Raw genomic sequence first — 25,482 nt, 5'->3', positions numbered from 1 at the left:
CTGCCATGATTAAAAGCGTATCGGCGATGGTGCTGGACGGGCTGGCGGTTTTTGAGTTCGGCGTGATCTGCGAGGTCTTCGGTATCGACCGGTCCGCCGACGGCGTCCCCAACTTCGACTTCAAGATTTGTGGGCCGGTTGCTGGTCAACCGCTGCGCACCTCGGTGGGTGCCCAGATCACCCCCGATCACGACTTCTCGGCCCTCGTCGGCGCCGACCTGGTCGCGGTCCCCGCCGTCAGCACCCAGTACGGCGCCTACCCCGAAGAGGCGTTGGAGGCCCTGCGCGCGGCAGAGGCGGCCGGCTCGATCATCCTGACGGTGTGCTCCGGCGCCTTCGTCGTCGGCGCGGCAGGCCTGCTCGACGGACGGCCGTGCACGACGCACTGGATGCATGCCGACGAACTAGCGCGGAAGTATCCCACCGCGCGGGTGGACCGCAACGTGCTCTTCGTCGACGACGGCAACCTGATCACCAGCGCGGGCACGGCCGCAGGCATCGACGCCTGCCTGCACCTGGTCCGGCGCGAGATGGGCAGCGAGGTCACCAACACGATCGCGCGCCGGATGGTGGTACCGCCTCAGCGTGACGGCGGCCAGCGTCAGTACATCGACCAGCCGATCCCGATCCGATGTTCGGAAGGCTTTGCTCCGCAACTGGATTGGATCCTCGCCAACCTCAAGCAGCCGCACACCGTCGGCACCCTAGCGGCCCGCGCCAGCATGTCGGCACGCACGTTCGCCCGTCGCTTCGTCGAGGAGACCGGCACCACCCCGATGCAGTGGGTCACCGATCAGCGCGTGCTCTTCGCCCGGCGACTGCTGGAGGAGACCGACCTGGACATCGACCGCGTCGCCGATCGGTCGGGTTTCGGCACGGCGACGCTGCTGCGCCACCACTTCCGCCGCGTCATCGGTGTCACGCCGTCGGACTACCGGCGCAGCTTCGCGACCGCTTCCTGACTCTCGCCCTCGCCGGCCAGGGCGAACAGTCCCGCGTCCGTCTGCTCCACCAACCCGTCGACCAGCAGCGAATCCAGCGCTCGGTCACGTTGTGCGGTGTCGGACAGCCATACGACGTCCAACTCGGCCCGGGTGACCGGCCGGGTGCTGGCCCGCAACACGTCGAGAAGCCGGCCCCGGACCTGGCGGTCGGTGCCCGCGTATTTCTGCACCTTGCGGGCGGGGGTCTGCGCGGCGGGGTACCCGGCGGCGCGCCACCCGCAGACGCTCAGCGGGCACAGTCCGCATTTGGGGTTCCTGGCCGTGCAGACGATGGCGCCCAGCTCCATCAGCGCGGCCGAAAAGCGTTGGGCCGGGCCATCTTCTGCGGGCAGCAGGGCTGCCACGTCGTCGAGGTCGCGGGCGCGGGCCGGCGCCTCGTCCCGCCCGTGCACGGCCCGCGACAGCACCCGGCGGACATTGGTGTCGACCACCGGTACCCGCTTGCCGTACGCGAAACACGCCACCGCCCTTGCGGTGTAGGCGCCCACGCCGGGAAGCGTCAACAGCGTCTCCACATCATCGGGCACCACGTCGCCGTGCTCGTCGGCGATGGTCGACGCGCACTCGTGCAGGCGCTTGGCCCGGCGCGGATAACCCAGCTTGCCCCAGGCCCGCAGCACATCGGCCGGGCCCGCGGCCGCCGTGGCCGACGGAGTCGGCCAGCGCGCGATCCAGTCCAGCCAGATCGGCTGAACCCGCGACACCGGCGTCTGCTGCAACATGAATTCGCTGACCAGGATCTGCCACGCCGTCACGCCCGGCCGGCGCCACGGCAGGTCCCGCTCGGCGTGGTCGAACCAGGTGATCAGCTCGCCCGGGTCGATGGCCTGCAGTGGCTCGGGCACAATGTCGGTCATGCCGAACTCGAACCCGATATCCGCATGGAAGGCACTCAAAGAGGGTAACGAGCGCTTCGTCGCTGGTGAGCCCGAGCATCCCAGCCAGGGCATCGAGCACCGCGAGAGCCTGGCCGCCGCGCAGAAGCCGACCGCCGTGGTGTTCGGCTGCGGGGACAGCCGGGTGGCCGCGGAGCTCATCTTCGATCAGGGCCTCGGCGACATGTTCGTCGTCCGCACCGCAGGCCATGTGATCGACTCGGCGGTGCTGGGGTCCATCGAGTACGCGGTCGCGGTGCTCAACGTCCCGCTGATCGCGGTGCTGGGCCACGACAGTTGCGGTGCGGTGAAGGCCACGCTGTCTGCGCTGGACGAGGGTGTGGTCCCCGGCGGCTACATCCGCGACATCGTCGAGCGCGTCATTCCGTCGATCCTGCTGGGCCGGCGCGACGGACTGACCAGGGTGGACGAGTTCGAGGCGCGACATGTCACCGAGACCGGCGCGCAGTTGATGGCACGTTCCACCGCCATCGCCGAGCGGGTGAATGCGGGCACCCTGGCAATCGTCGGCCTCACCTATCACCTGTCCGACGGCCGGGTGGTGCTGCGTGATCACCTGGGCGATATCGGCGAAGCCTGAGAAAGCCTGAGACCGACACGCCGGGTCGCCTCGGACAGCAGAACGTGACCCCGGCTTACCGTTGAGTTCGTGCTAGATGTAGAACCCCAGGGTGGCCCCACGCCGGACCAGATCTACCGGCGGCGCAGGATCGCGGCGATCGGTATCGGGGTCGTCGTGCTCGCCGTGGTCATCGGCATCGTGGCGATCGTGGTGGCAAACAGCACCAGCTCAGGAACGCCGACCGCGGACAAGACCGCAGCCACGGGCGACGCCCAGGCGATCCCGCCCCTGCCCGGTGAGACGCCGGGGGTGAAGACGCCGGTCGTGCCCGCCGAGCAGGCCCCGCCGCAGACGCCGACGCCTACCGCGGCAGTCGCGCCACCGCCCGTCCTCAAAGAGGGCGACGACTGCCCGGATTCGACCCTGGCGGTCAAGGGCATCACCAGCGCGCCGGATTACGTGATGGGCGACCAGCCGAAGTTCACCATGGTCGTGACCAACATCGGACTGGTGGCCTGCAAGCGCGATGTGGGCGCAGCGGTGCTCTCCGCCTACGTCTATTCGCTGGACAACAAGCGGCTGTGGTCCAACCTGGACTGCGCCCCGTCCAACGAAACCCTGGTGAAGACCTTCAACCCGGGTGAGCAGGTGACCACCGAGGTCACCTGGACCGGAATGGGCTCCGCCGCGAACTGCCCGCTGCCGCGCGAACCGATCGGCCCGGGCACCTACAACCTGCTGGTGCAGCTGGGGAATCTGCGTTCGGCGCCGGTGCCGTTCATCCTGGCCGAGTCGAGGCCCGCCGACCCGGCGGCCCCGCCGGCCGATCCGGCGGCGCCCCCGGCCGAGCCCGCGCCCGCAGGCGATCAAGCACCCGCACCGGCCCCGCCGGGATAACTCAGGCCAGCTGGTCGGCGATGGTCGACTCGGCCAGCGCGGACAGGCCCTCCCGGATGTGGCGGGCCCACATCGAGCCGATGCCGTCGACGGACTGAAGGTCGCTGGCGCTGGCCGCGAGTACGCCCTGCAGTGATCCGAAGGACCGGACCAGCAGGTCGACATGGGCGAACTGCAGCCGTGGGATCCCGGCCATCGCACGGTACCCGCGTGAGCTCATCGCCGAGTCCTGTGCCTCGACGGTCGACGGATAGCCGAAAACCCTTGCCAGAGCGGTGAAGTCGAGTAGCTCGTTATCGGAGAGCGCGTCGAGTTCTTCCATGGTCGCGGACACCTGGGCGGCACTCGGCGGGTCCGGATTGGCGTGGTAGTCGCGCACGATGAGTTCCCGGGCGGTGCCGTTGTCGCCGACCAACTCCTCCAGCTGGAGCTGTAGCTGCCTGCCGTCGGTGCCGAGTTCGACGACGTCGGCGTCGATCTCCAGGCTGATCCGGCGGACCATCTCCAGGCGCTGGACCACCGTCATCACATCGCGCAGCGTGACGAAGTCCTCGATCTCGGCCGTCGAGAGCTGGCGGTTCACCTCGTCGAGGCGCGACTTGTAGCGCTCCAGGGTGGCGATGGTCTGATTGGCGCGCGACAGGATGGTCGGGGTGTCGGGGACGACGTGGCGTTCGCCGGCGACGTACACCGTCACGATGCTCATCGAGTGGCTGACCGAGATCACCGGGTAGCCGGTCTGCACCGCGGTGCGCTCCGCGGAGCGATGCCGGGTGCCGGACTCCTCGGTGGGGATGGACGGATCCGGGACCAGTTGGACGTTGGCGCGCAGGATGCGGGTGCCGTCACTGGACAGCACCACGGCGCCGTCCATCTTGGAAAGTTCGCGCAGTCGCGTCGGCGCATAGCGGACATCGAGCGAGAATCCGCCGTCGCAGATCGCTTCCACGCTGTCGTCGTATCCGAGCAGGATGAGTGCGCCGGTGCGGCCGCGCAGGATCCGCTCCAGGCCGTCGCGCAGATCGGTGCCGGGCGCCAGCCGTCCCAGGGTTTCGCGCAGCGTCGGCCGCGCCAGATGCACCACCGTGCGGCCGGATCTGGGCTTCACCACCATCACGCCTCCTTGGATTGGCCGCCATTGTCCGTGATGGACTTCAGAACCCGCAATGCCTCACCGATGTTGGCCGCCGTACTGATACGCAGTCCGGCCGGCACATCGGTGACGCCGGGCGGGACCACGGCCTGCCGGAAGCCCAGCCGGGCCGCCTCGGCCAGTCGGCGTTCCATGCCGGTGACGCGGCGTAGGTCACCGGCCAGACCCACTTCCCCGATGGCGACCACCGAGGACGGGACGGGCCGGTCGATCTGGGCCGAGGCGATGGCGAGTGCGACCGCCAGGTCCGAGGACGGGTCCGTGAGCCGCATCCCGCCGACGGTGGACAGGTAGATGTCCCTGCCCGCCAGCCGTAACCCGGCCCGCTTCTCCAGGACCGCGGTGATCATCGCGGCGCGCGCCGAGTCGATTCCGCTGACGGCGCGGCGCGGGTTGCCCTGGGCCTCATTGCCGATCAGCGCCTGGACCTCGCCGAGCAGCGGCCGCTTGCCATCCATGGTGACCGTCACCGCGGTACCCGGCACCGGTGCGGGCCGCTGATCCCGGAACAATCCGGACGGGTCGGCCACGCATTCGATTCCGTTGTCGCGCAACAGAAAACAACCAACCTCGTCGGAGGCGCCGAAGCGGTTCTTCACACCACGCACCATGCGCAGCGCCGACGCCCGGTCACCCTCGAAGTGCAGCACCACGTCCACCAGGTGCTCCAGGGAACGCGGGCCCGCGATGGCCCCGTCCTTGGTGACGTGACCGACGAGCAGCAGGGACAGGCCATCCGGCCCGGCAGACTTCGCATAGGAGGTCAGCGCGGTGGTGACCGCGCGGACCTGGGTGACACCGCCGGTCACGCCCTCGGCCTCGGTGGTCGACATGGTCTGCACCGAGTCCACCACGACCAGGCTGGGCCGGACCGCCTCGATGTGGCCGAGCGAGATCTGCAGATCGGACTCGGACGCCAGGTACATCTCGTCGTGCGTGCAGCCGGTCCGCTCGGCCCGCAGCCGGATCTGGCCCGCCGACTCCTCGCCGGACAGGTAGAGCGCCCGCTTGCCCTCGCAGGCCCAGCGGTGTGCCACCTCCAGTAGCAGCGTGGACTTGCCGACGCCGGGATCGCCGGCCAGCAGCGTCACCGAGCCGGGCACCAGGCCACCGCCCAGGACCCGGTCCAGCTCGCTGACACCGGTCGGGAGGTGGCGCGTCACACCGGGATCGATGGAGGTGATGGGGACCGCGGGCGAGGTGGGGGTGACCGCGCGGCGGATCGACTTCCCGTCGAGCGAGGTGAGTGCGGCGACCTCGTTGACCGTGCCCCAGGTACTGCAATCCGGGCACCGGCCGACCCATTTTGCGGTGACGTACTGGCATTCGGAACAGCGGAATTGCGAACGTACTTTCGAAGGCACGTTCAAACGGTAGCCGCCCGGGGCGACAGATCCGTCAGATCGTCAGTGGTGCCCACCCGTGTCGGATTCGGCGCCCTCTGCACCTTCGGCTGCCTCGGAGCCCGCGTTGGGCTCGCCGTCGCGACGGGGGGTCTCACCGGCCGAGATCGGCACGGCGACCGTGGTCTGGCCGGACTTCTCGAAGGTGAAGGTGAACTGGTAGGTCAGCCCGTTGGTGATCGGCTTGGTCAGCCCCACCTCGGCCTTGACCGCATCGGCGCGCTCGGCCGCGTCCAGTGCCTTGAGTTGGCCGTCGGGTTCGCCGATCACCAGCACTCCGCCGGCCGGGACGGTGCCGTCACCGGTCAAGGTCACCTCGCCGACATCGGAGGTGATCGACACGAGTTTGTCGTTGACGTCCGGGGAGTTGTTCGCGGCGACCAACAGCAGTTCGACATCGCTGCCGGGCTGGACGTAGTCGGTGGTCTGCGGGGCGCGCAGGTGCACGTTGCGCAGGGCGATGTTGCCCGCGGATGCGGCCGACCCGTTGACGGCCGGTTCTTGGGTGGCGGTCTGGGACGACTGCCCGGCGCCGCAGCCGGTCAGGGCGACGCTGGCCACCGCTGCGCATGCGGCGAGTCCGATGACGGACGCCTTGAAAGCTTTTGCAGCCACGGGAGCCTCCTGGTCGGCGGGGATTTCAACTATGCACAGTAGTAGGTCGGCTTTGGTGGCGGTAGCGGAGGGCTGGGGACTGCCTCTCCCCGGCGTCCATGGCGCTCCAGAGAGGCGGGTCACAGCTTGTTGTGGCGTCCGAAAACCGTTGTGCCGTTGCACGTAATGATCACCGTGTCAACCCCTAGTCTTCACCTGCTATGCCCCTGACCTGCATAGTTGATCCGCGTGTGTGGTGGCCCCGTGCTAAGATTGAAATGTGAAAGGGGCTCTAATCTGATGATTTTCAAGGTCGGAGACACCGTCGTCTATCCACACCACGGTGCTGCGTTGATCGAGGCGATCGAATCCCGGACCATCAAAGGCGAGCAGCGCGAGTACCTCGTCTTGAAGGTCGCTCAGGGTGATCTCACCGTTCGAGTCCCAGCTGATAATGCCGAATACGTGGGTGTGCGCGACGTTGTGGGCCAGGAAGGCCTCGACAAGGTTTTCCAGGTGCTGCGCGCCCCGCATACCGAGGAGCCGACCAACTGGTCGCGCCGGTACAAGGCAAACCTGGAGAAGCTCGCATCGGGCGATGTGAACAAGGTGGCCGAGGTCGTTCGCGACCTGTGGCGCAGGGACCAGGAGCGCGGCCTGTCCGCAGGCGAGAAGCGGATGTTGGCCAAGGCGCGTCAGATCTTGGTGGGTGAACTCGCATTGGCCGAGAACACCGATCAGGAGAAGGCTGACATCATTCTCGACGAGGTGCTGGCTGCAGCTTCCTGAGTCGTAGAACTGCGACGTGGAACTGCCGCGCGTCGGTCTGGGAACCGACGTTCATCCCATTCAGGCCGGTCGGCCATGCTGGCTGCTGTGCCTGCTCTTTGACGGCGTAGATGGTTGCGCCGGTCATTCCGACGGTGACGTCGCCACGCATGCTCTGTGTGACGCGCTGCTCAGTGCCGCCGGTCTCGGCGACCTGGGCAGCGTGTTCGGCACGGACCAGCCGCAATGGAGCGGAGTAACCGGAGCCGACATGCTTCGTCATGTGCGCGAGCTGCTGCTTGAGCATGGTTTTCGCGTGGGCAACGCGGTCGTCCAGGTGATCGGTAACAGCCCCAAGATCGGTCCGCGGCGCGCCGAGGCGCAAGGGCTACTTTCCGGGCTACTCGACGCGCCGGTGTCGGTCTCGGCCACCACCACAGACGGTTTGGGACTGACCGGGCGTGGTGAGGGCCTCGCGGCGATTGCGACGGCATTGCTGGTTTCGGTCTGACCTGCCGGTAAGCTGGCCCGTCGTGACTGGACTGCGGCTGTACGACACCCTCACGGGTGGCGTTCGTGAGTTTGTACCGCTGCGACCAGGCCACGCTTCGATCTACCTGTGCGGCGCCACGGTCCAGGGTCAACCCCATATCGGTCACGTCCGCAGTGGTGTCGCGTTCGACGTGCTGCGCCGCTGGCTGACCGCAAAGGGCTTCGACGTCGCGTTCATCCGCAACGTCACCGATATCGACGACAAGATCCTGAACAAGGCGGCCGACGCCGGTCGGCCGTGGTGGGAATGGGCGGCGACGTTCGAGCGGGCCTTCAGCCAGGCGTACGACGCGCTGGGGGTCCTGCCTCCGTCGGCCGAACCGCGGGCCACCGGGCACATCACCCAGATGGTGGAACTGATCGAGCGGCTCATCGAGCGTGGGCATGCGTACGCATCCCAGGGCGACGTGTACTTCAGCGTGCACAGCTACTCCGAGTACGGCGCGCTGTCGGGGCATCGCATCGACGATGTCCATCAGGGCGAGGGAGCGGCCACCGGCAAGCGTGACCAGCGGGACTTCACGCTGTGGAAGGGCGCCAAGCCGGGCGAGCCGTCCTGGCCCACCCCGTGGGGCCCGGGCCGGCCCGGTTGGCACACCGAGTGCGTCGCGATGTGCGAGTCCTACCTGGGGTCGCAGTTCGACATCCACGCCGGCGGCATGGATCTGGTCTTCCCGCATCACGAAAACGAGATCGCACAGGCCAAGGCGGCCGGGGACGGCTTCGCCCAGTACTGGCTGCACAACGGCTGGGTCACCATGGGTGGCGAGAAGATGAGCAAATCGCTGGGCAATGTGCTCGCGATTCCCGCTGTGCTACAACGCGTTCGGGCCGCCGAGCTGCGCTACTACCTGGGCAGCGCGCACTACCGGTCCATGCTGGAGTTCTCCGAGAACGCCCTGACCGACGCCGCCAAGGCCTACACTGGTGTCGAGGATTTCCTGCACCGGGTGCGAGGTCGCGTCGGCGCGGTGGTGCCCGGCACGTGGACCGAGAAGTTCGGCGCCGCGCTCGACGACGACCTGGCGGTGCCGATCGCCCTGGCCGAGGTGCATGCCACCCGAGCCGAGGGTAACCGGGCGCTGGATGCCGGTGATCACGAAAATGCCATGGCCGCAGCACAATCGGTGCGAGCGATGATGGGCATCCTCGGTTGTGACCCACTCGACGAACGCTGGGAATCGCGCGATGAGACGTCGGCCGCGCTGGCCGCAGTCGACGTGCTGGTGCATTGGGCGTTGGCGGGTCGGGCCGAGGCCAGGGAGAATAAGGACTGGGCGGCTGCGGACGCGATCCGGGACCGGCTGAAAGAGGCCGGTGTCGACGTCACCGACACCGCCGATGGACCGCAATGGTCGCTGCTTGAGGGAGACACGAAATAGATGGCCGGCAATTCGCAGCGCCGAGGCGCCGTTCGCAAAGAAGGCACCAAGAAGGGCCCCGTCGTCGGGTCCGGTGGCGTCCGTAGGCGCGGTCTGGAAGGCAAGGGCGCCACGCCGCCCGCCAGCCAGCGAGCACACCACCCCGCGGGCAAGAAGGCTGCCAAGGTGGCGCGCCAGAATCAGGGCAGGCAACAGCGCAAGACCGATGAGGTCGAGGTCGTCCTCGGCCGTAACCCCGTCGTCGAATGCCTGCGGGCCGGTGTCCCGGCCACCGCACTGTGGGTGATGCTCGGCGTCGACGCCGACGAGCGGATCACCGAATCGGTGAAGCGCGCCGCCGATTCCGGTATCTCCATCCTGGAGGTCCAGAAGCACGATCTGGACCGCATCGCGAGCAACGGGCTGCATCAGGGCCTTGCGCTGCAGGTGCCGCCGTACTCGTACATGCACCCGGACGACATGTTGAAGGCGGCGCAGCGCGACAGCACGCCCGCCCTCCTGGTCGCGCTGGACAACATCTCCGACCCGCGGAACCTCGGTGCCATCGTGCGTTCGGTGGCGGCGTTCGGCGGGCACGGAGTCGTGATCCCGCAGCGTCGTTCGGCCTCGGTGAGCGCGGTGGCGTGGCGGACCAGCGCCGGTGCCGCCGCCCGGCTACCGGTGGCCAGGGCCACGAACCTGAACCGGACGCTCAAGAGTTGGGCCGACGCGGGTCTGCAGATCGTCGGGCTCGACGCCGGTGGTGACACCGAATTGGACGAATGGGATGCATCGGGGCCGACGGTCGTCGTGGTCGGATCGGAGGGCAAGGGGCTGTCCCGACTGGTGCGGGAGAACTGCGACGCCATCGTGTCCATCCCGATGGCCGGTCCGACCGAGTCGCTCAACGCGTCCGTGGCCGCCGGCGTGGTGCTCGCCGAGGTCGCCCGGCAGCGTCGCGGTTAGAGCCCCAGCACCCGCGTTCCCGCCCACAGCGCCACCACGCCGGCGACCAGGCACAGCGGTGTCGTCACCAACCCCACCCGGCTGAACTCCAGGAATCCGGCGGACATGTCGTCGCGGCGGATGATGTTGCGCCACAACAGATTGGCCAACGAGCCCGGGTAGGTGGCATTGGGCCCGACGTTGACGCCGATGAGCACCGCGAGCACGGCGGCCGGTCCCGCCGCGGCAACCACGGGGAGCAGGACCAGCACGGCGGGCAGGTTGTTCACCACGTTGGCCAGCAGCGCGGCGACCGCGGCGATCACCAGGAGTGCCCCCAGGGAGTCGCCCAACGGCACATGGGCTTTCATGAAGTCGCCGATGCCGTGCCGCATCACGGCGTCGACCACGACACCCAGGCAGAGCACGAACACCAGGAACGGTACGTCGACGGCCTGGACGATGCCGGTGACGGTACTGCGACCCCGGGCCAGGCTGCGCACGCCCAGCACCACCGCGCCGGCCAGGGCCGCCCAGGCGGGAGCGATGTCGAGGGCGGAGGTCACCACGAAACCGGCCAGGGTGAGCCCGAGGACCACGAGCACGAACACCGGCGGGTCGGCGGCCGGCGGCGGCTCGTCGTGCGGTGAGCGCTCGGCCAGTTCACGCTTGAAAAGCACACGCAGCAGCAGGTATTCGACGGCGATCACCACCAGCCAGGGCAGCACCATCACGGCGGCGAACATGGCGAAGGAGATGCCCGCCGTGCCGAAAGCCAGCAGGTTCGTCAGGTTGGACACCGGCAGCAGCAGCGAGGCGCTGTTGGACAGATGGGCGGTGGCGTAGGCGTGCGGCTTCGGCGACACCGACAGCGTGCGCGCCGTCGCCAGGACGACCGGTGTCAGCAGGACCACCGTCGCGTCGAGACTGAGTACGGCCGTCGTCGCCGCGGCGAGCAGGAACACCCCACCCAGCAGTCGGTGCGGATCACCGCGGCTCATCCGCGCCATCGTCGTGCCCGCCGCGCGGAACAGCCCTTCGTCGTCGCAGAGCTTGCCCAGTACGAGCACCGCGCCCAGAAAAGCGGTGACCGGCAACAGTTCCCGGATCTCGTTGGCCGCCGAGTCGGTGGTGACCACACCGGTCAGCAGCAGCAGCCCGGCGGCGGGTGCCGCCACGGCGGCCTCCGGCCAGCGGTGTGGCCGCACCATCGCGAAGATCAGGACAAGCGCGAGCAGGGTGGCCGAGAAGACGAGCGAGAGGTTCACATCCAGGGATCCGTCGGCTGCCACAGGGTCGGAAGGTGCAAGCCGACGCCATCCTGCCCGGCCAACCGGGTCAGCACCCGCATCGACACATCGAGGTCGTCGCCGGCATAGGGCAGCGCGCGCAGTGGCACGTCGAGCGGGCGGAAGAAGTCATCCCAGTGGATCAGCACCACCCGCCGGGCGCCGACGGTGCGCACGGTCTCGGCCCAGTAATCGGTCAGATAGCGCTCGGACTGCAGACCCAACTGCCCGATCCCGAGGTAGACGACCTCGGCGCGCTGCCCGGTCAGGGCGCCGGGCACGAACCCGGCGCTGCCGACGATCAGCAGACGCCGGTCCGACGGCCGGTGGTGCACCACTGTGGACCATGCCTCACCGCACCGGTAGGCCGAGGTGCGCACCGGCGGACGCACCGGCGCGGTGATCGGGCCGGGGAACCGGTCGGGCGGGCAATGGTCACCGACGATGAGGGTGATGTCGAACGCGCCCAACGACATCGGGGTACCAGGCCGGGCGACGAGCATCCGCTCAGATTCCAGGCCGTGTCCGAGATGGGCCGCCGAGTTGCCGCCCACCAGGGTGGCGCCGGTGCGTTCGGCCACCGTCGCGGAATCCATCGCGTGATCGAAGTGGGTGTGTACGGGCAGCACCGCGTCGAGTCGCCGTACGCCGAGGCGGGCGAGGCAGCCGTCGATGCGCGGGGCCGATGGGGTGATGCGGCCCAACCCGACGCGCAGCAGCGAGGGCCTGCTGAAGAATCCGTCGGTCATGATCGCCGAGGTGCCATCGTCGACCAGCAGCGTGGTCACGCCGGCCCAGGTGACGGTCAACGGCGCCGCCTCCGCAGCGGGCAGATCGAAGAACCGCGCGTAGTCGCCGAGGTCGGGGCGGCCGCGTTTCAGGCGCATCCCCCTACTTTAGGGGGCGGGCCGGGACCCGTAGCGGCGGTGGAACTTCTCGACCTGGCCGGCGGTGTCGATGCGGCGGTTCGATCCCGTCCAGAACGGGTGGGAATCGCTGGTGACGTCGACGACGATCAGCGGATAGGTGGCGCCCTGCCAATCGACTGTACGGTCGCTGGTCGCGGTCGAGCGCGTCAGGAACATGGTTCCGGTGGACGCGTCGGCGAACACCACGGGGTGGTACTCGGGATGGATGTCAACCTTCATTGGTGCGCTCCTTGTTCGTTTCCGGGTGCCACTCCCCGAACGGATCGGGGTAGGCCGCCCAGTCCTGCGGGCGGGCCAGTTCGTCATCGGTCAGCAGCGCCCCGGACAACGCGCCGTTGATGACCGCCCGATCGGCGCCGCAGAGCAGTGCGGTCAGTGCGATGTGCCGGTCGGCGAACCGGTCGTCCCAGATGGCGCCCGCCAGCGCGACGCGTTCCGGGTCGATGTAGGCACGTTCGGTGGTGTCCATATCCGCCAACCAGGTTCCACTGTGTGCCACCCCGAGTCCGCCGCCTGCGGACTCGATCCAGACGACCGCGTCGGGCCTGCTGGCGATCCAGGCGCGGCCACGGATGCGTACCACGCCGTCGAGCAGGTCGTCGATCGCGTGGTGTAGACGCAGCGGGTGAAAAGGTCTGCGCGCGTTGAATTCCAGCAGCTCCACCTCCCCTTCGGGACGTAACGGTGGCTGGCCGGCCAGCAGCGGGTCGTGGGCATCGTCGGAGCTGCCGCGGCGGGCCAGCGGATCGAGGTTGGCCAGCGCCAGTTCCACATTGTCGGTGCCGACGGTGATCCGGGCCCGCGGGGCCAGCCGGCGCAGCACCGCCAGGGTGCGGGCGTCCGGGCCGGTGAGCACCAGGACGTCGGCGAACTCGGCCTGCCCCACCACGACCTGCGCCACGGTGCGGGCGTCATCGAGGTCGTCGTCCCCGAGCGCCTGGGTCAACCAGCTTTCGCTGTCGATACCAGTCACCACCGCCGCGATCACCACGTCGCGGCCCGCCGGTCCGTCGATGTAGCCCGGGCCGATGTGCAACGGGGTGCTTTCGATTGCGGTGCAGAGTGATTCGGGGTCAGCCCAAATGGGCAGGCGCACGGCGATCCTGCTCACCTCGTCCCGGCGATGCAGGCGGCGCAGCAGTGGCAACAGGTCGGCGCGGATGGCGCAGTTCAGGCAGCCGGTCACCTCGATGGGCCATACCGAGATGATCCTGCGCTCGGACCGCATCTCGACGATGTGGCGGATGGCCAGATGCCCCTCGAGGACATAACTGACGCTGATCGTGCCTGGTGTGCGGATCAGTCGGTCCGCCACCTCATCCGCCGCACCCTGGCCGGCCACCAATACCACTGGGGTCCGCATCGCGCCTCCCGGATCCTTATTGGAAATGATTGCCATTAACGTGGTTCGTACGTTACCGTGCCGACGTCGACTTGTCGAAAATCATTTTCATCAACCAAAGGAGGTTCACGTGTCGGCGCACTGCCAAGTCACCGGCCGCGCACCGGGTTTCGGTAGCCAGGTGTCTCATTCGCATCGGCGCACCCGGCGCCGCTGGAACCCCAATATCCAGCGCAAGACCTACTATCTGGCGTCTGAGGGCCGGCGGATCAGTCTGCGGGTCAGCGCCAAGGGCATCAAGGTCATCGACCGGGACGGTATCGAGGCCGTCGTCGCGAGGCTGCGCCGCAACGGGGAGAAGATCTGATGGCCCGCAATGAGATCCGGCCCATCGTCAAGCTCCGGTCTACCGCGGGTACCGGCTACACCTACGTCACCCGCAAGAACCGGCGCAACGACCCGGACCGGTTGGTGCTGCGCAAGTACGACCCGGTGCTGCGTCGGCATGTCGATTTCCGGGAGGAACGATGACGGCAGACAAGCGCAAACGCGCCCCCGCCCCGGACCTGAAGCGGCCCAGAGTCAATCGGTTCAAGGCGCTCGGTATCACCCACGTCGACTACAAGGACGTGGCCGTACTGCGCACGTTCATCTCCGAACGAGGCAAGATCCGGTCGCGTCGTGTCACCGGGCTGACCCCGCAACAGCAGCGCCGGGTCGCGGTCGCCATCAAGAACGCCAGGGAGATGGCGCTGCTGCCCTAAAACGGTGCCAATTCGCTGCCGTCGGCGTGCAGGCGCTCGCGGACCGCTCGCGCGATTCGCACCGCGCCCGGCGAATCGCCATGCACGCAGACCGATTCCGCGTTGATCGCTATGGTCGTCCCGTCGACGGCGCTCACCCGGCCGTGCTGCACCATTGCAGACACCCGGTCGGCGATCTCGGCGGGATCGTCCAGCACCGCACCGGGTTCCCGGCGGGACACCAACTGCCCGTCGGCGCGATAGGCCCGGTCGGCGAAGGCCTCCGCGACGGTGCGCAGCCCGAGTTCGGTTGCCGCGTCGAAGAACGCCGAACCGGCCAGGCCCAGCACCGGCAATCCAGGATCGACGGCATGCACCGCGGCGGCCACCGCCGCGGCCTGTTCACGGTGTGTCACGATCGAGTTGTACAGCGCACCATGAGGTTTCACATACGACACGGAAGCCCCCGCGGTGTGTGCGATGGCCTGCAACGCGCCGATCTGGTAGATGACATCAGCCCGCAGATCCTCGGGTTCGGCATCGATGAACCGCCGGCCGAAGCCGGCCAGATCGCGGTAACTGACCTGCGCACCGATGCGCACCCCACGTTCGGCGGCGGCCCGGCAGGTCCGCACCAGCCCGGCCGGGTCGCCGGCGTGGAAACCGCACGCCACGTTCGCGCTCGTCACGACATCGAGCATGGCCTCGTCATCGCCCAGGCGCCACACCCCGAATCCCTCGCCGAGGTCGGCATTCAGGTCCACGCTCACGTCAGCAACTCGGCACGCGGCCAACGGTTTTCCGACACGAACTCGGGCAGCGGGCGGCCGTAGGCCCAGTTGTCGATCTCCAGCGCCGGTCGCTCGGGGAAATCGGGCACGGGACCCAGGCACAGGATGGCGACAGGCTCGGCATCGGCGGGCATGTCCAGCAGTTGCGCCAGCCGGGCCGGGTCGAAGATGGACACCCACCCCATTCCCAGACCCTCGGCCCGCGCGGCAAGCCAGAGATTCTGGATGGCGCAGGACACCGACGCCAGATCCATGTGCGGCATGGTGCGACGGCCGAACACGTGCGCCTGTCTGCCTTCGCCGAGGGCGACCACGAACAGTTCGGCGCACTCCAGGATGCCCTCGACCTTGAGCTCGAGGAACTCCTCGCTACGGGTACCCAGGGCCGCGGCGGTTTCCCGGCGCTCCTCGTCCACCAGGTCGTGCATCTGCACCCGCAGGGCCGCATCGGTGATCCGGATGAAGCGCCACGGCTGCATCAGCCCGACGCTGGGCGCGGCATGGGCCGCGGCCAGCAGGCGTCCCAGCACGTCGGCGGGGACAGTCGCACCCGGAACGAACCGGCGCATGTCCCGGCGCTCGGCGATGGCCCGGTACACGGCCTGTCGGTCGGTGTCGCTGAACGCGTGATCGGTCACGATGGAAGCCTAGGCTGGTCGGGTGAGCACGCGTGCGCAGGTTCTGATATCCGCGGCAGAACTAGCCGAAAGGGTTGAATCAGGTTCGCCCGTGGCAATTCTGGACGTGCGCTGGCAGCTCGCCGAGCCCGACGGCCGCGAGGCTTTCGAACGGGGCCACCTGCCGGGCGCGGTGTATGTCTCGCTGGAGGACGAGCTGTCCGACCACAGCGTTTCGGGCCGGGGCAGGCACCCGCTGCCCTCGGGTGCCGCCGTCCAGGCGGCGGCGCGCCGCTGGGGTGTCCGTGCGGGCGTGCCGGTGGTGGTCTACGACGACTGGAACCGGGCGGGTTCGGCCCGCGCCTGGTGGGTGCTGACCGCAGCCGGGATCGACGACGTCCGCATCCTGGACGGCGGGCTCGCCTCGTGGCGCGGGGATCTGGAGCCCGGGCCGTCGGCCGCCGAGCCGGGAGACGTGACCGTCGCACATGACGACCTGTACGCAGGTGGCTTGCCGACCCTCACCGCCGAGCAGGCCGCCCGGGCGCCGGTGCTGCTCGACGCGCGGGCCCCGGAGCGCTTCCGGGGTGAGGTCGAGCCCGCCGACCCGGTGGCCGGGCACATCCCGGGGGCGCGAAACCTGCCGAGTACGGCGCTGCTGGCCGAGGACGGCACCTTCGCCCTCGGCGGGTTGCCCGCAGTGACGGGCCCGGTCGGTGCGTACTGCGGCTCCGGTGTGACGGCCGCGGTGCTCGTCGCGGCCTTGGCGGCCGCGGGGGTGGACGCCGCGCTGTTCCCGGGTTCGTGGTCGCAGTGGAGTTCCGATCCGGCGCTTCCCGTCGCCACCGGGGATTGATCAATGCCTATGGGTGACACCCCAATCAGGTAGGGGATCGGGCAGGTTCACCCATGACGCCTCGCCGCCCGCGAGCTCGGCGTCGGTGAGCAGCGCGGAGCGCAGCAGGGCGCCGATGCGGACCCGGTCGAGGTGGACTCCGATGAAGACGAGTTCCTGGCCGGGGTCGATCTCGGTCGACGCCCAGTACTGGGCCGGCTCGATGGCCAGATTCGGTCCCGCCTGCGACCAGATCGCCGCCAGGGCGGGGCGGCTGGCGATCCAGCAGAAACCCTTGCTGCGCAACAGTCCTCGCATCTGATCCAGGACCGCGGCCAGGCGGCCCGGGTGGAACGGGCGATCGGCGTGAAACGTCATCGAACCGATCCCGTACTCCTCGGTCTCCGGGGTGTGGGAGTTCGCGAGTTCCTCATCCCAGCCGGGGATGTCGGCTGCCGCGTCGGGATCGAATCGGCCGGTGCCGAGCACCTCGCCGAGGGGGACCACGCCATGATCGGTGTGCAGCAGTCGCGCCGTCGGATTGAGCCGGCGCACCACGGCCTCGACCGCGCCCAACTGCTCTGCGCTGACGAGGTCGGTCTTGTTGAGCAACAGGACATCGGCGAATTCCACTTGATCGCTGAGTAATTCGGCCACCTCGCCCGTCAGCTCGGCCAAGAAGGTGGACGCGTCGACCACCGTCACCATGGTGTCCAGCCGGGCCAGGTGGCCGAGGCGGAAACCGTCCTCGAACTCCCAGTCGAAGGTCGCCGCCACCGGCATCGGTTCGGATACCCCGGTGGATTCGATGACCAGTTGGTCGAACCGGTTCAGGCGGGCCAGCGCGGCGACCGCCTCGACCAGGTCTTCGCGCAGGGTGCAGCAGATGCAGCCGTTGCTGAGTTCGACGAGCTTCTCGTCTGTCCTGATGAGCGCGGCATCGATGTTCACCTCGCTCATGTCGTTGACGATGACCGCGACCCGACGGCCGTCGCGGTTGGCCAGGATGTGGTTGAGCAGCGTGGTCTTCCCGGCGCCGAGGAAACCGGACAACACGGTCACCGGCAGTAGATCCGCAGACGACATGACCCTCCTTGATGAGAATGATTTTCAATAAGCATGATCCGGTTGCGCGTTCGTTAATGCAAACGGTTATCGTTATCGCCATGATCGTGTCCACGTCCGCCCGCGCCCTGGCCGCCGGCGTCCTGCTTGTCACTCCGTTCGCCCTGGCCGGCTGCTCGGGCGGGGGCACCACGTCGACGTCGACGACCGCGGCCGGTGAATGCCCCACCACGCCGGTCGACGTCGTGGTGAGCGTCGACCAATGGGGCGACATCGTCTCGCAACTCGGCGGCAGCTGCGCCCACGTCACGACCCTGTTGGCCAGTTCGTCGGTCGATCCGCACGACTACGAGCCGTCGCCGGCCGATGCCGCGACGTTCCAGGGCGCCCAACTGGTCGTGGTCAACGGTGCGCACTACGACGAGTGGGCGGCCAAGCTCGCCGCGAGCTCGGCGCCTGGCGCGCCGGTGATCGACGCCTCCGTGGTCAGCGGCCAGGAAGCGCACGATGCTCACGGCGCCGAGGCCGATCACAACCACGGCGAGGTGAACCCGCACCTCTGGTACGACCCGGCCGCGGTCACCGACGTTGCGGACGCCGTAACTGCCGAGTTGGGCGATCTCTCCCCGGCGGCCAAAGACTATTTCGGCACTCAGCGAGCCGCGTTCACCGCGTCGATGCAGACCTACACCGACACCGTCGCGAAGATCAAGGCCGGTGCGACGGGCAAGTCCTATGCCGCCACCGAAGGTGTCTTCGACTACCTGGCGGGAGCCGTCGGACTGCAGAACAAGACGCCCGCCGGGTACCAGGCCGCGGCCAACAACGAGACCGACCCGTCCCCGGCCGACCTGGATGCGTTCCTGAAGCTGTTGAATGGCAAAGGTGTCGACGTGCTCATCTACAACACCCAGACCGAGGGATCGGTGCCCGAACAGATCCGCACCGCGGCGCAGAGCGCGGGCATTCCGGTGGTGAACGTGACCGAAACGGTGGCGCCGGGAGCGAAATCGTTCGAGGCTTGGCAGGTGGACCAACTCACTGCCCTCGCCAAGGCGCTCGGTGTCTGACCCTGAACCGCCCGCGCTCTCCTTCGATGACGTCAGCGTCGTCCGCGGCGGTCAGCTGATCTGGTCGGAGGGCACCTTCGACGTGCCCGCCGGCGGGATCTTCGCCGTCATCGGCTCCAGCGGATCGGGTAAGACGACGCTGCTGCGCGCCGTGCTCGGCACGATCCCGGTGGGATCGGGCACCATCCGGGTCCTCGGCCGGCCGCCTGGCGCCGCCACCGGACTGATCGGCTATGTGCCGCAGAACTATGCCGTCGCCGCGGGCAACGCCATCCGGGCGTGTGACGCGGTCCTTCTCGGCCTGACCGGGAACCGGTGGGGATTCGGGCGGGCGAGTGCCGCGGAACGACAGCGGGTGGCCGAGGTGCTCGACGCCGTCGACGCAGCAGACTTCGCGCATCGGCGGCTGTCCCAGCTCTCCGGCGGGCAGCGGCAGCGCATCGCGATCGCCGAGGCATTGGTCGCCGAACCCCAGCTGCTCATCCTCGACGAGCCGTTGACCGCACTGGACGTCCGCAACCAGCGCGACATCGTGCGGCTGCTCGGCAAGATCCGCGACGAATTGGGCGTGACGATCCTGGTGGTCGCCCACGATCTGAATCCGCTGCTGGCGGTGCTCGACGGTGCCATCTACCTGCTCGACGGGCATGCGCATTTCGACACCACCGACGAGGTGGTGGACGCGGACCTGCTGAGCCACCTGTACGGCACCTCGATCCAGGTGGTGCACACCCCGCAGGGCGACATGTACGTGCGGAGCATCTGATGCACACCACGGTGCTGGCACTGGGCTACCAGGACAACTGGTGGCAGATCCTGACATCTGCCTTCATGCGCAACGCGCTGCTCGGCGGCACGCTGGTGGCGCTGGCCGCCGGCTTGATCGGCTACTTCATCGTGGTGCGCAACAGCGCCTTCGCGGCGCATGCGCTGGCGCACATCGGCTTTCCCGGCGCGACGGGAGCGGTGCTGCTGGGTTTGCCGGTCACGGTCGGCCTGGCCGCGTTCTGCATCGGCGGCGCCCTGGTTATCGGCGCACTGGGTAAACGCGCCGACGAGCGTGAGGTGGCGACCGGCACGGTGCTCGCGGCGGCGACCGGTCTGGGACTGTTCTTCAGTTCGCAGGCCACCAAGAGCAGCAGCACCGTCACCAATGTGCTGTTCGGGAATCTGCTTGCGGTGACTCACGAACAACTCGTGACCTTCGGGGCGGCGGTGGTGGTGCTGGCCGTGGTGATCGCGTTCGTTTACCGGCCACTGCTGTTCGCTTCGATCAACGCAGAGGTTGCCGAGGCCAAAGGCGTTCCCGTGCGGGTGCTGTCGGTGGTGTTCATGGCGCTGCTCGGGCTCGCGGTGACGATGGCGGTGCAGGCGGTGGGCACCCTGCTGCTGTTCGCCCTGGTCGTCACCCCGGCCGCGACGGCGATCATGCTGGTCGCACGGCCCGGTCTGGCGATGCTGGTCTCGACCCTGCTGGCGGTCTTCTCGGTGTGGACGGGCCTCGCACTGTCGGCGATGTTCAACGTTCCGCCGAGTTTTGTCATCGTCACGATCGTCAGCGCGATCTGGTTGGTGGTGTGGGCGGTGGCGCAGCGAACCGGAACGGATCGGCGAATCGCACCGTCACACGGCCCTTCCGGGCTGCACGTCCACTAACCTCGGAGAGCATGTCCAGAAGCCCGGCACCCAGGCGACGGGCAACACTTGCTTCGTTGGCCGCCGAACTCAAGGTTTCGCGGACCACCATCTCCAACGCCTACAACCGCCCCGACCAGCTTTCGACCGAACTTCGGGAACGGGTGCTGGCCGCCGCCAAGGAGATGGGTTACCCGGGGCCCGACCCGGTGGCGCGTTCGCTGCGCACCCGTAAGGCCGGCGCCGTCGGGCTGATGCTCACCGAACCGCTCGACTTCTCGTTCAGCGACCCGGCGGCCCTGGATTTCGTTGCCGGGCTTGCCGAGTCGTGCGAGGAGGCCGGGCAGGGACTGCTACTGGTCGCGGCCGGGCCGAATCGCAGCGTGGCCGACGGTTCGGCTGCGGTGTTGTCGGCCGGGGTGGACGGGTTCGTCATCTACTCGGCTTCCGATGACGACCCGTACCTGCCGGTGGTACTGCAGCGCCACCTTCCCGTCGTCGTCGTCGACCAGCCCAAGGATGTGCCCGGCAGTTCCCGGGTGTGCATCGACGACCGCGCGGCCATGCGGCAGCTCGCCGAACACGTTGTGGGACTTGGGCACCGCGAGATCGGGTTGCTCACCATGCGGTTGGGCCGGGACTGGCCCCACGCGGACCCGGTGCCCGCGGTCGCCGAACGGGAGCGGCTCAACTCGCCGCACTTCCATGTGCAGCGTGAACGGGCACACGGTCTGTTCGACGCGATGACGGCGGCCGGACTGGACCCTGCGTCGGTGACGGTGGTCGAGAGTTATGACCACCTGCCCACCTCGGGCGGGCTGGCGGCGGATGTGGCGCTGGCGCGCAACCCTCGCATCACGGCGCTGGTGTGCACTGCCGACGTGCTGGCCCTCTCGGCGATGGATTCCCTTCGGGCACGCGGGATCTATGTCCCCGGGCAGATGACCGTGACGGGTTTCGACGGGGTGCCCGAGGCGCTGCGCCGCGGGCTGACGACCGTGGTCCAGCCGAGCATGGAGAAGGGCCGACGGGCCGGGCGGCTGCTGCACAATCCGCCGCGTTCCGGGCTGCCCGTCATCGACATGCTCGCCACCGAACTGATCCGCGGGCGCACCGCGGGGCCGCCATCCTGATCGGCTCGGTTTTGATCAACGCCGCGCGCGCACGAGGAATCGCAGCACCTCGGCGGCGTCGTCGGGCGCCGAAACCCGGTACCGCGCCAAGGACTCACCGGGTCCCACCTTCACGCCGATGTCGGTGTCCCGCATCCGGCTGAAGGCCTTCTCGTCGGTCACGTCGTCCCCGAGGAACACCACCGCGGTGGCGCCGTGCCGTTCGCGCAAGGTGTCGACTGCCTCGCCCTTGTCGGTGACGATCACCGCGAATTCCAGCACCGCCTTGCCCGTGGTGAGGTGCGCGTCCCAGTCGGCCGCGGCCGCGCGGGCCGCCGCCAGAGCCGAATCCCCATCGGCGGCAACGGCATTACGCACGTGCAGCGCGACGCTGGCGGGTTTGGTCTCGACGGTCACCCCGGGCCTGCCCTCGGCGATGTCGCGCAGCGTCGCGATCATGGTGTCCAGCAACGCGGTGTCGATCTCACGGACAAAACCGGTGTCGAACTCCGCCCCGTGGCTGCCCACCAACGCCACCGCGTCGGGCATCCCGGACAGTTCTCGCAGCACGCTGCGCGCACGGCCGGAGATGAGTGCGGCGGTGGTGTCGGGCAACTCGGCGAGTGCCACCAGGGCCTCGGCCGCGGCCGGCAGGGCGCGCGCGTCGGTCGGGTTGTTGACGATCGGCGCGAGGGTGCCGTCGAAATCGGAGGTGACGAGAAGGCGAGGGGTTTCAGCGATGGCAGTCAGGGCACGCTGGAGGTCATCCACCTCTCAAACCTTAGGCTGATCCCCATCACCGATGAGCAACCGGACCGCCAGGTCGAGGCGTTTGCTGACGTCGGTGGCCGAGGCCCGTCGGGTCAGCCAGGCGAGCAGGTTGGACAGCCACACATCGGAGATGACGCGGGCGATGTGGTACTGGTCTTCGGTCGGCTCGCCGTCGCTCATCGCGCGGGCGAACATCGAGTCCATCAGCTTGCCGACGTGATCGACCTCACCTGCGGCGGAGGCATCCGCGAAGACGAAGGCCCGGGTCATGGCCTCGGTGAGCAACGGGTTGCGCTGCATCGACCGGTTGAGCCGGCCGACCATCATGTTCAGCCGCTGGTACGGGGTGCCGCCGGTGAGTGACGCCCGGTCGGTCTTGGCGTCGATGCGTTCGAACTCGCGGCCCAGCGCGGACACCAGCAGGTGCACCTTGGACGGGAAGTAGCGGTACAGGGTGCCGACCGCGACGTCGGCACGCTCGGCGACCGCCCGCATCTGCACTGCCTCGTAGCCGCCCTTGGAGGCGATCGCCAGGGTGGCGTCCAGGATGCGCTTGCGGCGCTCACGCTGGGCTTCTGACCCCAGTTCGGACTCGGCGAGGACGGCCACCGTCGTCACCTGACGGGGTGAGTCAGAACCCGATCCGGGCTGTGCTGGTGACGACATTGGGTGGACTGCTCCTTCGTAGTGCGTTCTTGACAAAAAAGATACGCATGTCGACAGCTAATTTCCCACCTCCGAGCACCTTGAACAAGCCTGAGCCAAGCGGCGTGTCCTGCCGTGATGGCGGTCGACTTGACGTTCGAACGCTGGCACTATTAGAACACGTTCTAGTGGGAAGCGTGGCCTTCTCACCCAATGGCGAGGAGTTGCCCGTGTCCGTGATGTCGTCGAGGACCGACACGTCCGAACAGTTTGCCGCCCGGGAACTGGTCCGGAGCTGGGCCGCCGGCTCGAATTCGATCACCGCGGTGCGCGATGTGGAGCTCGGAGACCCGGACGCCTGGAAGGCTCCGTACGACGCTTTTGCGCAACTAGGGGCATTCGGTGTCGCGGTCGCCGAGGAGCATGGGGGCGCGGGCAGCACCGTCGAAGATCTGCTCGGCATGATCGATGAGGCGGCCGCCGCCCTGGTCCCCGGACCGGTCGCCACCACAGCGTTGGCCACCTTGGTCATCGATGACCCGGCCGTGTTGGAGGCGCTGGCCGCGGGTGAACGCAGCGCGGGCCTGGCGTTGGAATCCGGCATCACGTTCGGCGACGGCACCGCCTCGGGCTCGGCGAAGTGGGTGCTGGGCGCCGACCCGGCGGGCGTTCTCGTCCTCCCCGCCAGGGGGCAATGGATCCTGGTCGACGCCGCCGCCGACGGGGTACACGTCGAGCCTCTCGCGGCCACCGACTTCTCCCGGCCCCTGGCCCGCGTCACGCTGACATCGGCCCCCGCCCAAGTGCTGTCCGCCCCCGCCCAGCGCGTCGAGGATCTGGTGGCCACGGTGCTGGCCGCCGAGGCCGCCGGACTGGCCCGCTGGCTGCTGAACACCGCCACCGAGTACGCCAAGGTGCGCGAACAGTTCGGCAAGCCGATCGGCAGCTTCCAGGCCGTCAAGCACATGTGCGCCGAGATGCTGCTGCGCAGTCAGCAGGCCGCGGTGGCCGCGGACGACGCCGCGTCGGCCGCCGAGGATCCCGACGGGGACCAGTTGTCCATCGCTGCCGCGGTGGCCGCCGCGGTGGGGATCGACGCGGCCAAGGAGAACGCCCGCGACTGCATCCAGGTGCTCGGCGGTATCGGGATCACCTGGGAACACGACGCGCACCTGTATCTGCGTCGCGCCTACGCGCTGTCCCAGTTCCTCGGCGGCCGGTCGCGCTGGTTGCGGCGCATCGCAGAGCTGACCCGGGCAGGTGTGCGGCGCCAACTGCACGTCGATATCGAGGAAGATTCAGCAGAGGCTCGGTCTTTCCGGGCCGAGATCAGCACTGCGGCAGCCGATATCGCTGCCCTGTCGGAGGAAGAACGGCAGCGTGCGCTGGCCGAGTCGGGCCTGCTCGCCCCGCACTGGCCCAAGCCCTACGGCAGAAATGCCACGCCCGCAGAACAATTGGTCATCGACCAGGAACTCGCCGCGGCCCATGTGGCGCGCCCTGACATCTCGATCGGCTGGTGGGCGGCGCCGACCATCCTGTCGGCGGGCACACCCGAGCAGATCGAGAAGTTCATCCCCGGCACGCTCACCGGTGACATCTACTGGTGCCAGCTGTTCTCCGAGCCCGGCGCCGGCTCCGACCTTGCCGCGCTGCGCACCAAAGCCGTTCGCGTCGAAGGTGGTTGGAAGCTCACCGGGCAGAAGGTGTGGACGTCCAACGCGCACCGCTCCAACTGGGGTATCTGCCTGGCGCGGACCAACCCGGATGTGCCGAAGCACAAGGGCATCACCTATTTCCTGGTCGAGATGAGTGCCCCCGGCATCGACATCCGTCCGCTGCGCGAGATCACCGGCGATGCCTTGTTCAACGAGGTGTTCTTCGACGATCTGTTCGTCCCCGATGATCAGGTGATCGGCGCGGTCGACGGCGGCTGGCCGCTGGCTCGCACCACGCTGGCCAACGAGCGGGTCGCCATCGCGACCGGCGGCGCCCTGGACAAGGGCATGGAACACCTGCTGGAGGTGCTCGACGGTCGCGACCTCGACGGCGCCGAGGCGGACCGGCTCGGCACGCTGATCGTCGCCGCGCAGGTGGGTTCGCTGCTGGACCAGTTGATCGCTCGGCTGGCCGTCGGCGGCCACGATCCGGGTGCGCCGTCCAGCGTGCGCAAACTCATCGGTGTCCGCTACCGCCAAGGCCTTTCGGAGACGGTGATGGATTCCCTGGACGGTGCGGGCATCGTCGATTCGGCGGACGTGAAGTACTTCCTGAACACCCGCTGCCTGTCCATCGCCGGTGGCACCGAGCAGATCCTGCTCACGCTGGCGGGGGAGCGACTACTGGGCCTACCGCGTTGATATGACTTGAGTTAGTCCTTCACAAACGCCTCCGGGGGTGTCAGGAAGGGATTGTCAAAGATTCCTTTCGAGGACCTGAGCGTTGGCGCGCTCAGGTTCGCCTGACACACCCCGGAGGTGTTGTTGTGTCTGTGCAGAATGCT

General features: G+C 68.4%; 29 protein-coding genes. 16 read left to right on the top strand and 13 right to left on the bottom strand.

The genetic code is table 11. The features are described from left to right. Positions 1-5: 5 nt before the first annotated feature. The gene (locus tag AC1DY7_RS08675; RefSeq protein ID WP_477493272.1) at positions 6-962 is read left to right on the top strand and encodes a GlxA family transcriptional regulator; all 957 of its coding nucleotides are present in this window, start codon (positions 6-8) and stop codon (positions 960-962) included. On the opposite strand, the gene AC1DY7_RS08670 is transcribed toward AC1DY7_RS08675, so the two are convergent. After that, entirely contained in the window at positions 932-1,861 is a 930-nt protein-coding gene (locus AC1DY7_RS08670) for an HhH-GPD family protein (protein ID WP_477493271.1), read from the bottom strand. The genes AC1DY7_RS08675 and AC1DY7_RS08670 overlap by 31 nt on opposite strands. On the opposite strand from AC1DY7_RS08670, the gene AC1DY7_RS08665 reads away from it, so the two are divergent. Next, complete coding sequence (locus AC1DY7_RS08665) at positions 1,860-2,480, top strand: carbonic anhydrase (RefSeq protein ID WP_477493270.1); 621 nt, start codon at positions 1,860-1,862, stop codon at positions 2,478-2,480. The two genes, AC1DY7_RS08670 and AC1DY7_RS08665, sit on opposite strands and share 2 nt — an antisense overlap. 69 nt (positions 2,481-2,549) lie before the next feature. Further along, on the top strand, positions 2,550-3,359 hold the full coding sequence (locus AC1DY7_RS08660; protein WP_477493269.1) for a hypothetical protein: 810 nt from the start codon (positions 2,550-2,552) through the stop codon (positions 3,357-3,359). A gap of 1 nt (position 3,360) precedes the next feature. On the opposite strand, the gene disA is transcribed toward AC1DY7_RS08660, so the two are convergent. Genes disA through AC1DY7_RS08645 form a run of 3 tightly spaced genes read right to left on the bottom strand, consistent with a single transcriptional unit; the run spans position 3,361 to position 6,530 of the window. Continuing rightward, positions 3,361-4,440 (bottom strand): DNA integrity scanning diadenylate cyclase DisA, encoded by a 1,080-nt coding sequence (disA, locus tag AC1DY7_RS08655; protein WP_477493494.1) that lies wholly within the window; start codon positions 4,438-4,440, stop codon positions 3,361-3,363. Between the two features lie 32 nt (positions 4,441-4,472). Further along, a complete protein-coding gene (gene radA / locus AC1DY7_RS08650) occupies positions 4,473-5,876 on the bottom strand; it encodes a DNA repair protein RadA (protein ID WP_477493268.1) in 1,404 nt (467 codons plus the stop codon). A 42-nt stretch (positions 5,877-5,918) separates the two neighbouring features. Then, on the bottom strand, positions 5,919-6,530 hold the full coding sequence (locus AC1DY7_RS08645) for a copper chaperone PCu(A)C domain-containing protein (RefSeq protein WP_477493267.1): 612 nt from the start codon (positions 6,528-6,530) through the stop codon (positions 5,919-5,921). Between the two features lie 279 nt (positions 6,531-6,809). On the opposite strand from AC1DY7_RS08645, the gene carD reads away from it, so the two are divergent. Genes carD through rlmB form a run of 4 tightly spaced genes read left to right on the top strand, consistent with a single transcriptional unit; the run spans position 6,810 to position 10,156 of the window. Further along, positions 6,810-7,298, top strand: coding sequence for an RNA polymerase-binding transcription factor CarD (gene carD, locus AC1DY7_RS08640; protein ID WP_477493266.1), 489 nt, complete (start codon positions 6,810-6,812; stop codon positions 7,296-7,298). Positions 7,299-7,314: 16 nt separating this feature from the next. Continuing rightward, positions 7,315-7,788 carry a 2-C-methyl-D-erythritol 2,4-cyclodiphosphate synthase gene (ispF, locus tag AC1DY7_RS08635; RefSeq protein WP_477493265.1) on the top strand — a complete coding sequence of 158 codons (474 nt, stop codon included), beginning with the start codon at positions 7,315-7,317 and terminating at the stop codon, positions 7,786-7,788. 22 nt (positions 7,789-7,810) lie between these two features. Beyond that, positions 7,811-9,211: a cysteine--tRNA ligase gene (cysS, locus tag AC1DY7_RS08630; protein WP_477493264.1), complete on the top strand. Its 1,401-nt coding sequence runs from the start codon at positions 7,811-7,813 to the stop codon at positions 9,209-9,211. Then, positions 9,212-10,156, top strand: coding sequence for a 23S rRNA (guanosine(2251)-2'-O)-methyltransferase RlmB (rlmB, locus tag AC1DY7_RS08625; protein WP_477493263.1), 945 nt, complete (start codon positions 9,212-9,214; stop codon positions 10,154-10,156). On the opposite strand, the gene AC1DY7_RS08620 is transcribed toward rlmB, so the two are convergent. From AC1DY7_RS08620 to mrf, 4 genes are read right to left on the bottom strand one after another with little or no spacing between them, the layout of a single operon-like run. Continuing rightward, positions 10,153-11,346, bottom strand: coding sequence for an SLC13 family permease (locus AC1DY7_RS08620; RefSeq protein ID WP_477493493.1), 1,194 nt, complete (start codon positions 11,344-11,346; stop codon positions 10,153-10,155). The two genes, rlmB and AC1DY7_RS08620, sit on opposite strands and share 4 nt — an antisense overlap. A gap of 53 nt (positions 11,347-11,399) precedes the next feature. Beyond that, positions 11,400-12,311 carry an MBL fold metallo-hydrolase gene (locus AC1DY7_RS08615; protein WP_477493262.1) on the bottom strand — a complete coding sequence of 304 codons (912 nt, stop codon included), beginning with the start codon at positions 12,309-12,311 and terminating at the stop codon, positions 11,400-11,402. A gap of 9 nt (positions 12,312-12,320) precedes the next feature. Then, entirely contained in the window at positions 12,321-12,572 is a 252-nt protein-coding gene (locus AC1DY7_RS08610; RefSeq protein WP_477493261.1) for a type B 50S ribosomal protein L31, read from the bottom strand. Continuing rightward, positions 12,562-13,716: a ribosome hibernation factor-recruiting GTPase MRF gene (mrf, locus tag AC1DY7_RS08605; protein ID WP_477493260.1), complete on the bottom strand. Its 1,155-nt coding sequence runs from the start codon at positions 13,714-13,716 to the stop codon at positions 12,562-12,564. Before mrf ends, AC1DY7_RS08610 begins: the two co-directional genes overlap by 11 nt. 109 nt (positions 13,717-13,825) lie before the next feature. Between mrf and rpmB the strand changes: the two genes are divergently transcribed. From rpmB to rpsR, 3 genes are read left to right on the top strand one after another with little or no spacing between them, the layout of a single operon-like run. Then, entirely contained in the window at positions 13,826-14,062 is a 237-nt protein-coding gene (gene rpmB, locus AC1DY7_RS08600; RefSeq protein WP_477493259.1) for a 50S ribosomal protein L28, read from the top strand. Continuing rightward, entirely contained in the window at positions 14,062-14,226 is a 165-nt protein-coding gene (rpmG, locus tag AC1DY7_RS08595) for a 50S ribosomal protein L33 (protein ID WP_477493258.1), read from the top strand. Before rpmB ends, rpmG begins: the two co-directional genes overlap by 1 nt. Continuing rightward, positions 14,223-14,459 (top strand): 30S ribosomal protein S18, encoded by a 237-nt coding sequence (rpsR, locus tag AC1DY7_RS08590; protein ID WP_477493257.1) that lies wholly within the window; start codon positions 14,223-14,225, stop codon positions 14,457-14,459. Before rpmG ends, rpsR begins: the two co-directional genes overlap by 4 nt. On the opposite strand, the gene AC1DY7_RS08585 is transcribed toward rpsR, so the two are convergent. Both AC1DY7_RS08585 and bluB read right to left on the bottom strand, forming a co-directional pair. Beyond that, on the bottom strand, positions 14,456-15,208 hold the full coding sequence (locus tag AC1DY7_RS08585; protein ID WP_477493256.1) for a LamB/YcsF family protein: 753 nt from the start codon (positions 15,206-15,208) through the stop codon (positions 14,456-14,458). The two genes, rpsR and AC1DY7_RS08585, sit on opposite strands and share 4 nt — an antisense overlap. After that, complete coding sequence (gene bluB, locus AC1DY7_RS08580; RefSeq protein WP_477493255.1) at positions 15,205-15,867, bottom strand: 5,6-dimethylbenzimidazole synthase; 663 nt, start codon at positions 15,865-15,867, stop codon at positions 15,205-15,207. Before bluB ends, AC1DY7_RS08585 begins: the two co-directional genes overlap by 4 nt. Positions 15,868-15,889: 22 nt before the next feature. Here bluB and AC1DY7_RS08575 point away from each other — a divergent pair, with 22 nt between their 5' ends. Then, positions 15,890-16,702 (top strand): sulfurtransferase, encoded by an 813-nt coding sequence (locus AC1DY7_RS08575; protein WP_477493254.1) that lies wholly within the window; start codon positions 15,890-15,892, stop codon positions 16,700-16,702. On the opposite strand, the gene AC1DY7_RS08570 is transcribed toward AC1DY7_RS08575, so the two are convergent. After that, a complete protein-coding gene (locus AC1DY7_RS08570; protein ID WP_477493253.1) occupies positions 16,703-17,767 on the bottom strand; it encodes a GTP-binding protein in 1,065 nt (354 codons plus the stop codon). Between the two features lie 80 nt (positions 17,768-17,847). On the opposite strand from AC1DY7_RS08570, the gene AC1DY7_RS08565 reads away from it, so the two are divergent. From AC1DY7_RS08565 to AC1DY7_RS08550, 4 genes are read left to right on the top strand one after another with little or no spacing between them, the layout of a single operon-like run. After that, on the top strand, positions 17,848-18,816 hold the full coding sequence (locus AC1DY7_RS08565) for a metal ABC transporter solute-binding protein, Zn/Mn family (protein ID WP_477493252.1): 969 nt from the start codon (positions 17,848-17,850) through the stop codon (positions 18,814-18,816). After that, positions 18,809-19,582, top strand: coding sequence for a metal ABC transporter ATP-binding protein (locus tag AC1DY7_RS08560; protein ID WP_477493251.1), 774 nt, complete (start codon positions 18,809-18,811; stop codon positions 19,580-19,582). Before AC1DY7_RS08565 ends, AC1DY7_RS08560 begins: the two co-directional genes overlap by 8 nt. After that, complete coding sequence (locus tag AC1DY7_RS08555; RefSeq protein WP_477493250.1) at positions 19,582-20,472, top strand: metal ABC transporter permease; 891 nt, start codon at positions 19,582-19,584, stop codon at positions 20,470-20,472. The genes AC1DY7_RS08560 and AC1DY7_RS08555 overlap by 1 nt, the downstream gene beginning before the upstream one ends. Positions 20,473-20,483: 11 nt before the next feature. Next, positions 20,484-21,584, top strand: coding sequence for a LacI family DNA-binding transcriptional regulator (locus AC1DY7_RS08550; protein WP_477493249.1), 1,101 nt, complete (start codon positions 20,484-20,486; stop codon positions 21,582-21,584). Positions 21,585-21,599: 15 nt separating this feature from the next. Here AC1DY7_RS08550 and otsB read toward each other — a convergent pair whose 3' ends face one another. Both otsB and kstR read right to left on the bottom strand, forming a co-directional pair. Continuing rightward, a complete protein-coding gene (otsB, locus tag AC1DY7_RS08545; RefSeq protein WP_477493248.1) occupies positions 21,600-22,334 on the bottom strand; it encodes a trehalose-phosphatase in 735 nt (244 codons plus the stop codon). A gap of 3 nt (positions 22,335-22,337) precedes the next feature. Next, on the bottom strand, positions 22,338-22,943 hold the full coding sequence (gene kstR / locus AC1DY7_RS08540; protein WP_170847140.1) for a cholesterol catabolism transcriptional regulator KstR: 606 nt from the start codon (positions 22,941-22,943) through the stop codon (positions 22,338-22,340). Positions 22,944-23,218: 275 nt separating this feature from the next. Here kstR and AC1DY7_RS08535 point away from each other — a divergent pair, with 275 nt between their 5' ends. After that, positions 23,219-25,339 (top strand): acyl-CoA dehydrogenase family protein, encoded by a 2,121-nt coding sequence (locus AC1DY7_RS08535; RefSeq protein WP_477493492.1) that lies wholly within the window; start codon positions 23,219-23,221, stop codon positions 25,337-25,339. Positions 25,340-25,482: the final 143 nt, after the last annotated feature.

Source organism: Mycobacterium sp. P2_H7 (genome assembly GCF_056403275.1).
This window is presented reverse-complemented; position numbering and strand designations above follow the sequence as displayed.

What these genes read in the sequence shown, in the direction of transcription:
- AC1DY7_RS08620 (WP_477493493.1), bottom strand. Translation starts at nt 11,346, where the DNA reads ATGGTGCGGCCACACCGCTGGCCGGAGGCCGCCGTGGCGGCACCCGCC.
- AC1DY7_RS08570 (WP_477493253.1), bottom strand. Translation starts at nt 17,767, where the DNA reads ATGTCGTCTGCGGATCTACTGCCGGTGACCGTGTTGTCCGGTTTCCTC.
- AC1DY7_RS08670 (WP_477493271.1), bottom strand. Translation starts at nt 1,861, where the DNA reads ATGACCGACATTGTGCCCGAGCCACTGCAGGCCATCGACCCGGGCGAG.
- rpsR (WP_477493257.1), top strand. Translation starts at nt 14,223, where the DNA reads ATGACGGCAGACAAGCGCAAACGCGCCCCCGCCCCGGACCTGAAGCGG.
- AC1DY7_RS08665 (WP_477493270.1), top strand. Translation starts at nt 1,860, where the DNA reads ATGCCGAACTCGAACCCGATATCCGCATGGAAGGCACTCAAAGAGGGT.
- AC1DY7_RS08610 (WP_477493261.1), bottom strand. Translation starts at nt 12,572, where the DNA reads ATGAAGGTTGACATCCATCCCGAGTACCACCCCGTGGTGTTCGCCGAC.
- AC1DY7_RS08565 (WP_477493252.1), top strand. Translation starts at nt 17,848, where the DNA reads ATGATCGTGTCCACGTCCGCCCGCGCCCTGGCCGCCGGCGTCCTGCTT.
- carD (WP_477493266.1), top strand. Translation starts at nt 6,810, where the DNA reads ATGATTTTCAAGGTCGGAGACACCGTCGTCTATCCACACCACGGTGCT.
- AC1DY7_RS08550 (WP_477493249.1), top strand. Translation starts at nt 20,484, where the DNA reads ATGTCCAGAAGCCCGGCACCCAGGCGACGGGCAACACTTGCTTCGTTG.
- AC1DY7_RS08675 (WP_477493272.1), top strand. Translation starts at nt 6, where the DNA reads ATGATTAAAAGCGTATCGGCGATGGTGCTGGACGGGCTGGCGGTTTTT.
- AC1DY7_RS08615 (WP_477493262.1), bottom strand. Translation starts at nt 12,311, where the DNA reads ATGCGCCTGAAACGCGGCCGCCCCGACCTCGGCGACTACGCGCGGTTC.
- mrf (WP_477493260.1), bottom strand. Translation starts at nt 13,716, where the DNA reads ATGCGGACCCCAGTGGTATTGGTGGCCGGCCAGGGTGCGGCGGATGAG.
- AC1DY7_RS08535 (WP_477493492.1), top strand. Translation starts at nt 23,219, where the DNA reads ATGTCGTCGAGGACCGACACGTCCGAACAGTTTGCCGCCCGGGAACTG.
- rpmG (WP_477493258.1), top strand. Translation starts at nt 14,062, where the DNA reads ATGGCCCGCAATGAGATCCGGCCCATCGTCAAGCTCCGGTCTACCGCG.
- AC1DY7_RS08555 (WP_477493250.1), top strand. Translation starts at nt 19,582, where the DNA reads ATGCACACCACGGTGCTGGCACTGGGCTACCAGGACAACTGGTGGCAG.
- rlmB (WP_477493263.1), top strand. Translation starts at nt 9,212, where the DNA reads ATGGCCGGCAATTCGCAGCGCCGAGGCGCCGTTCGCAAAGAAGGCACC.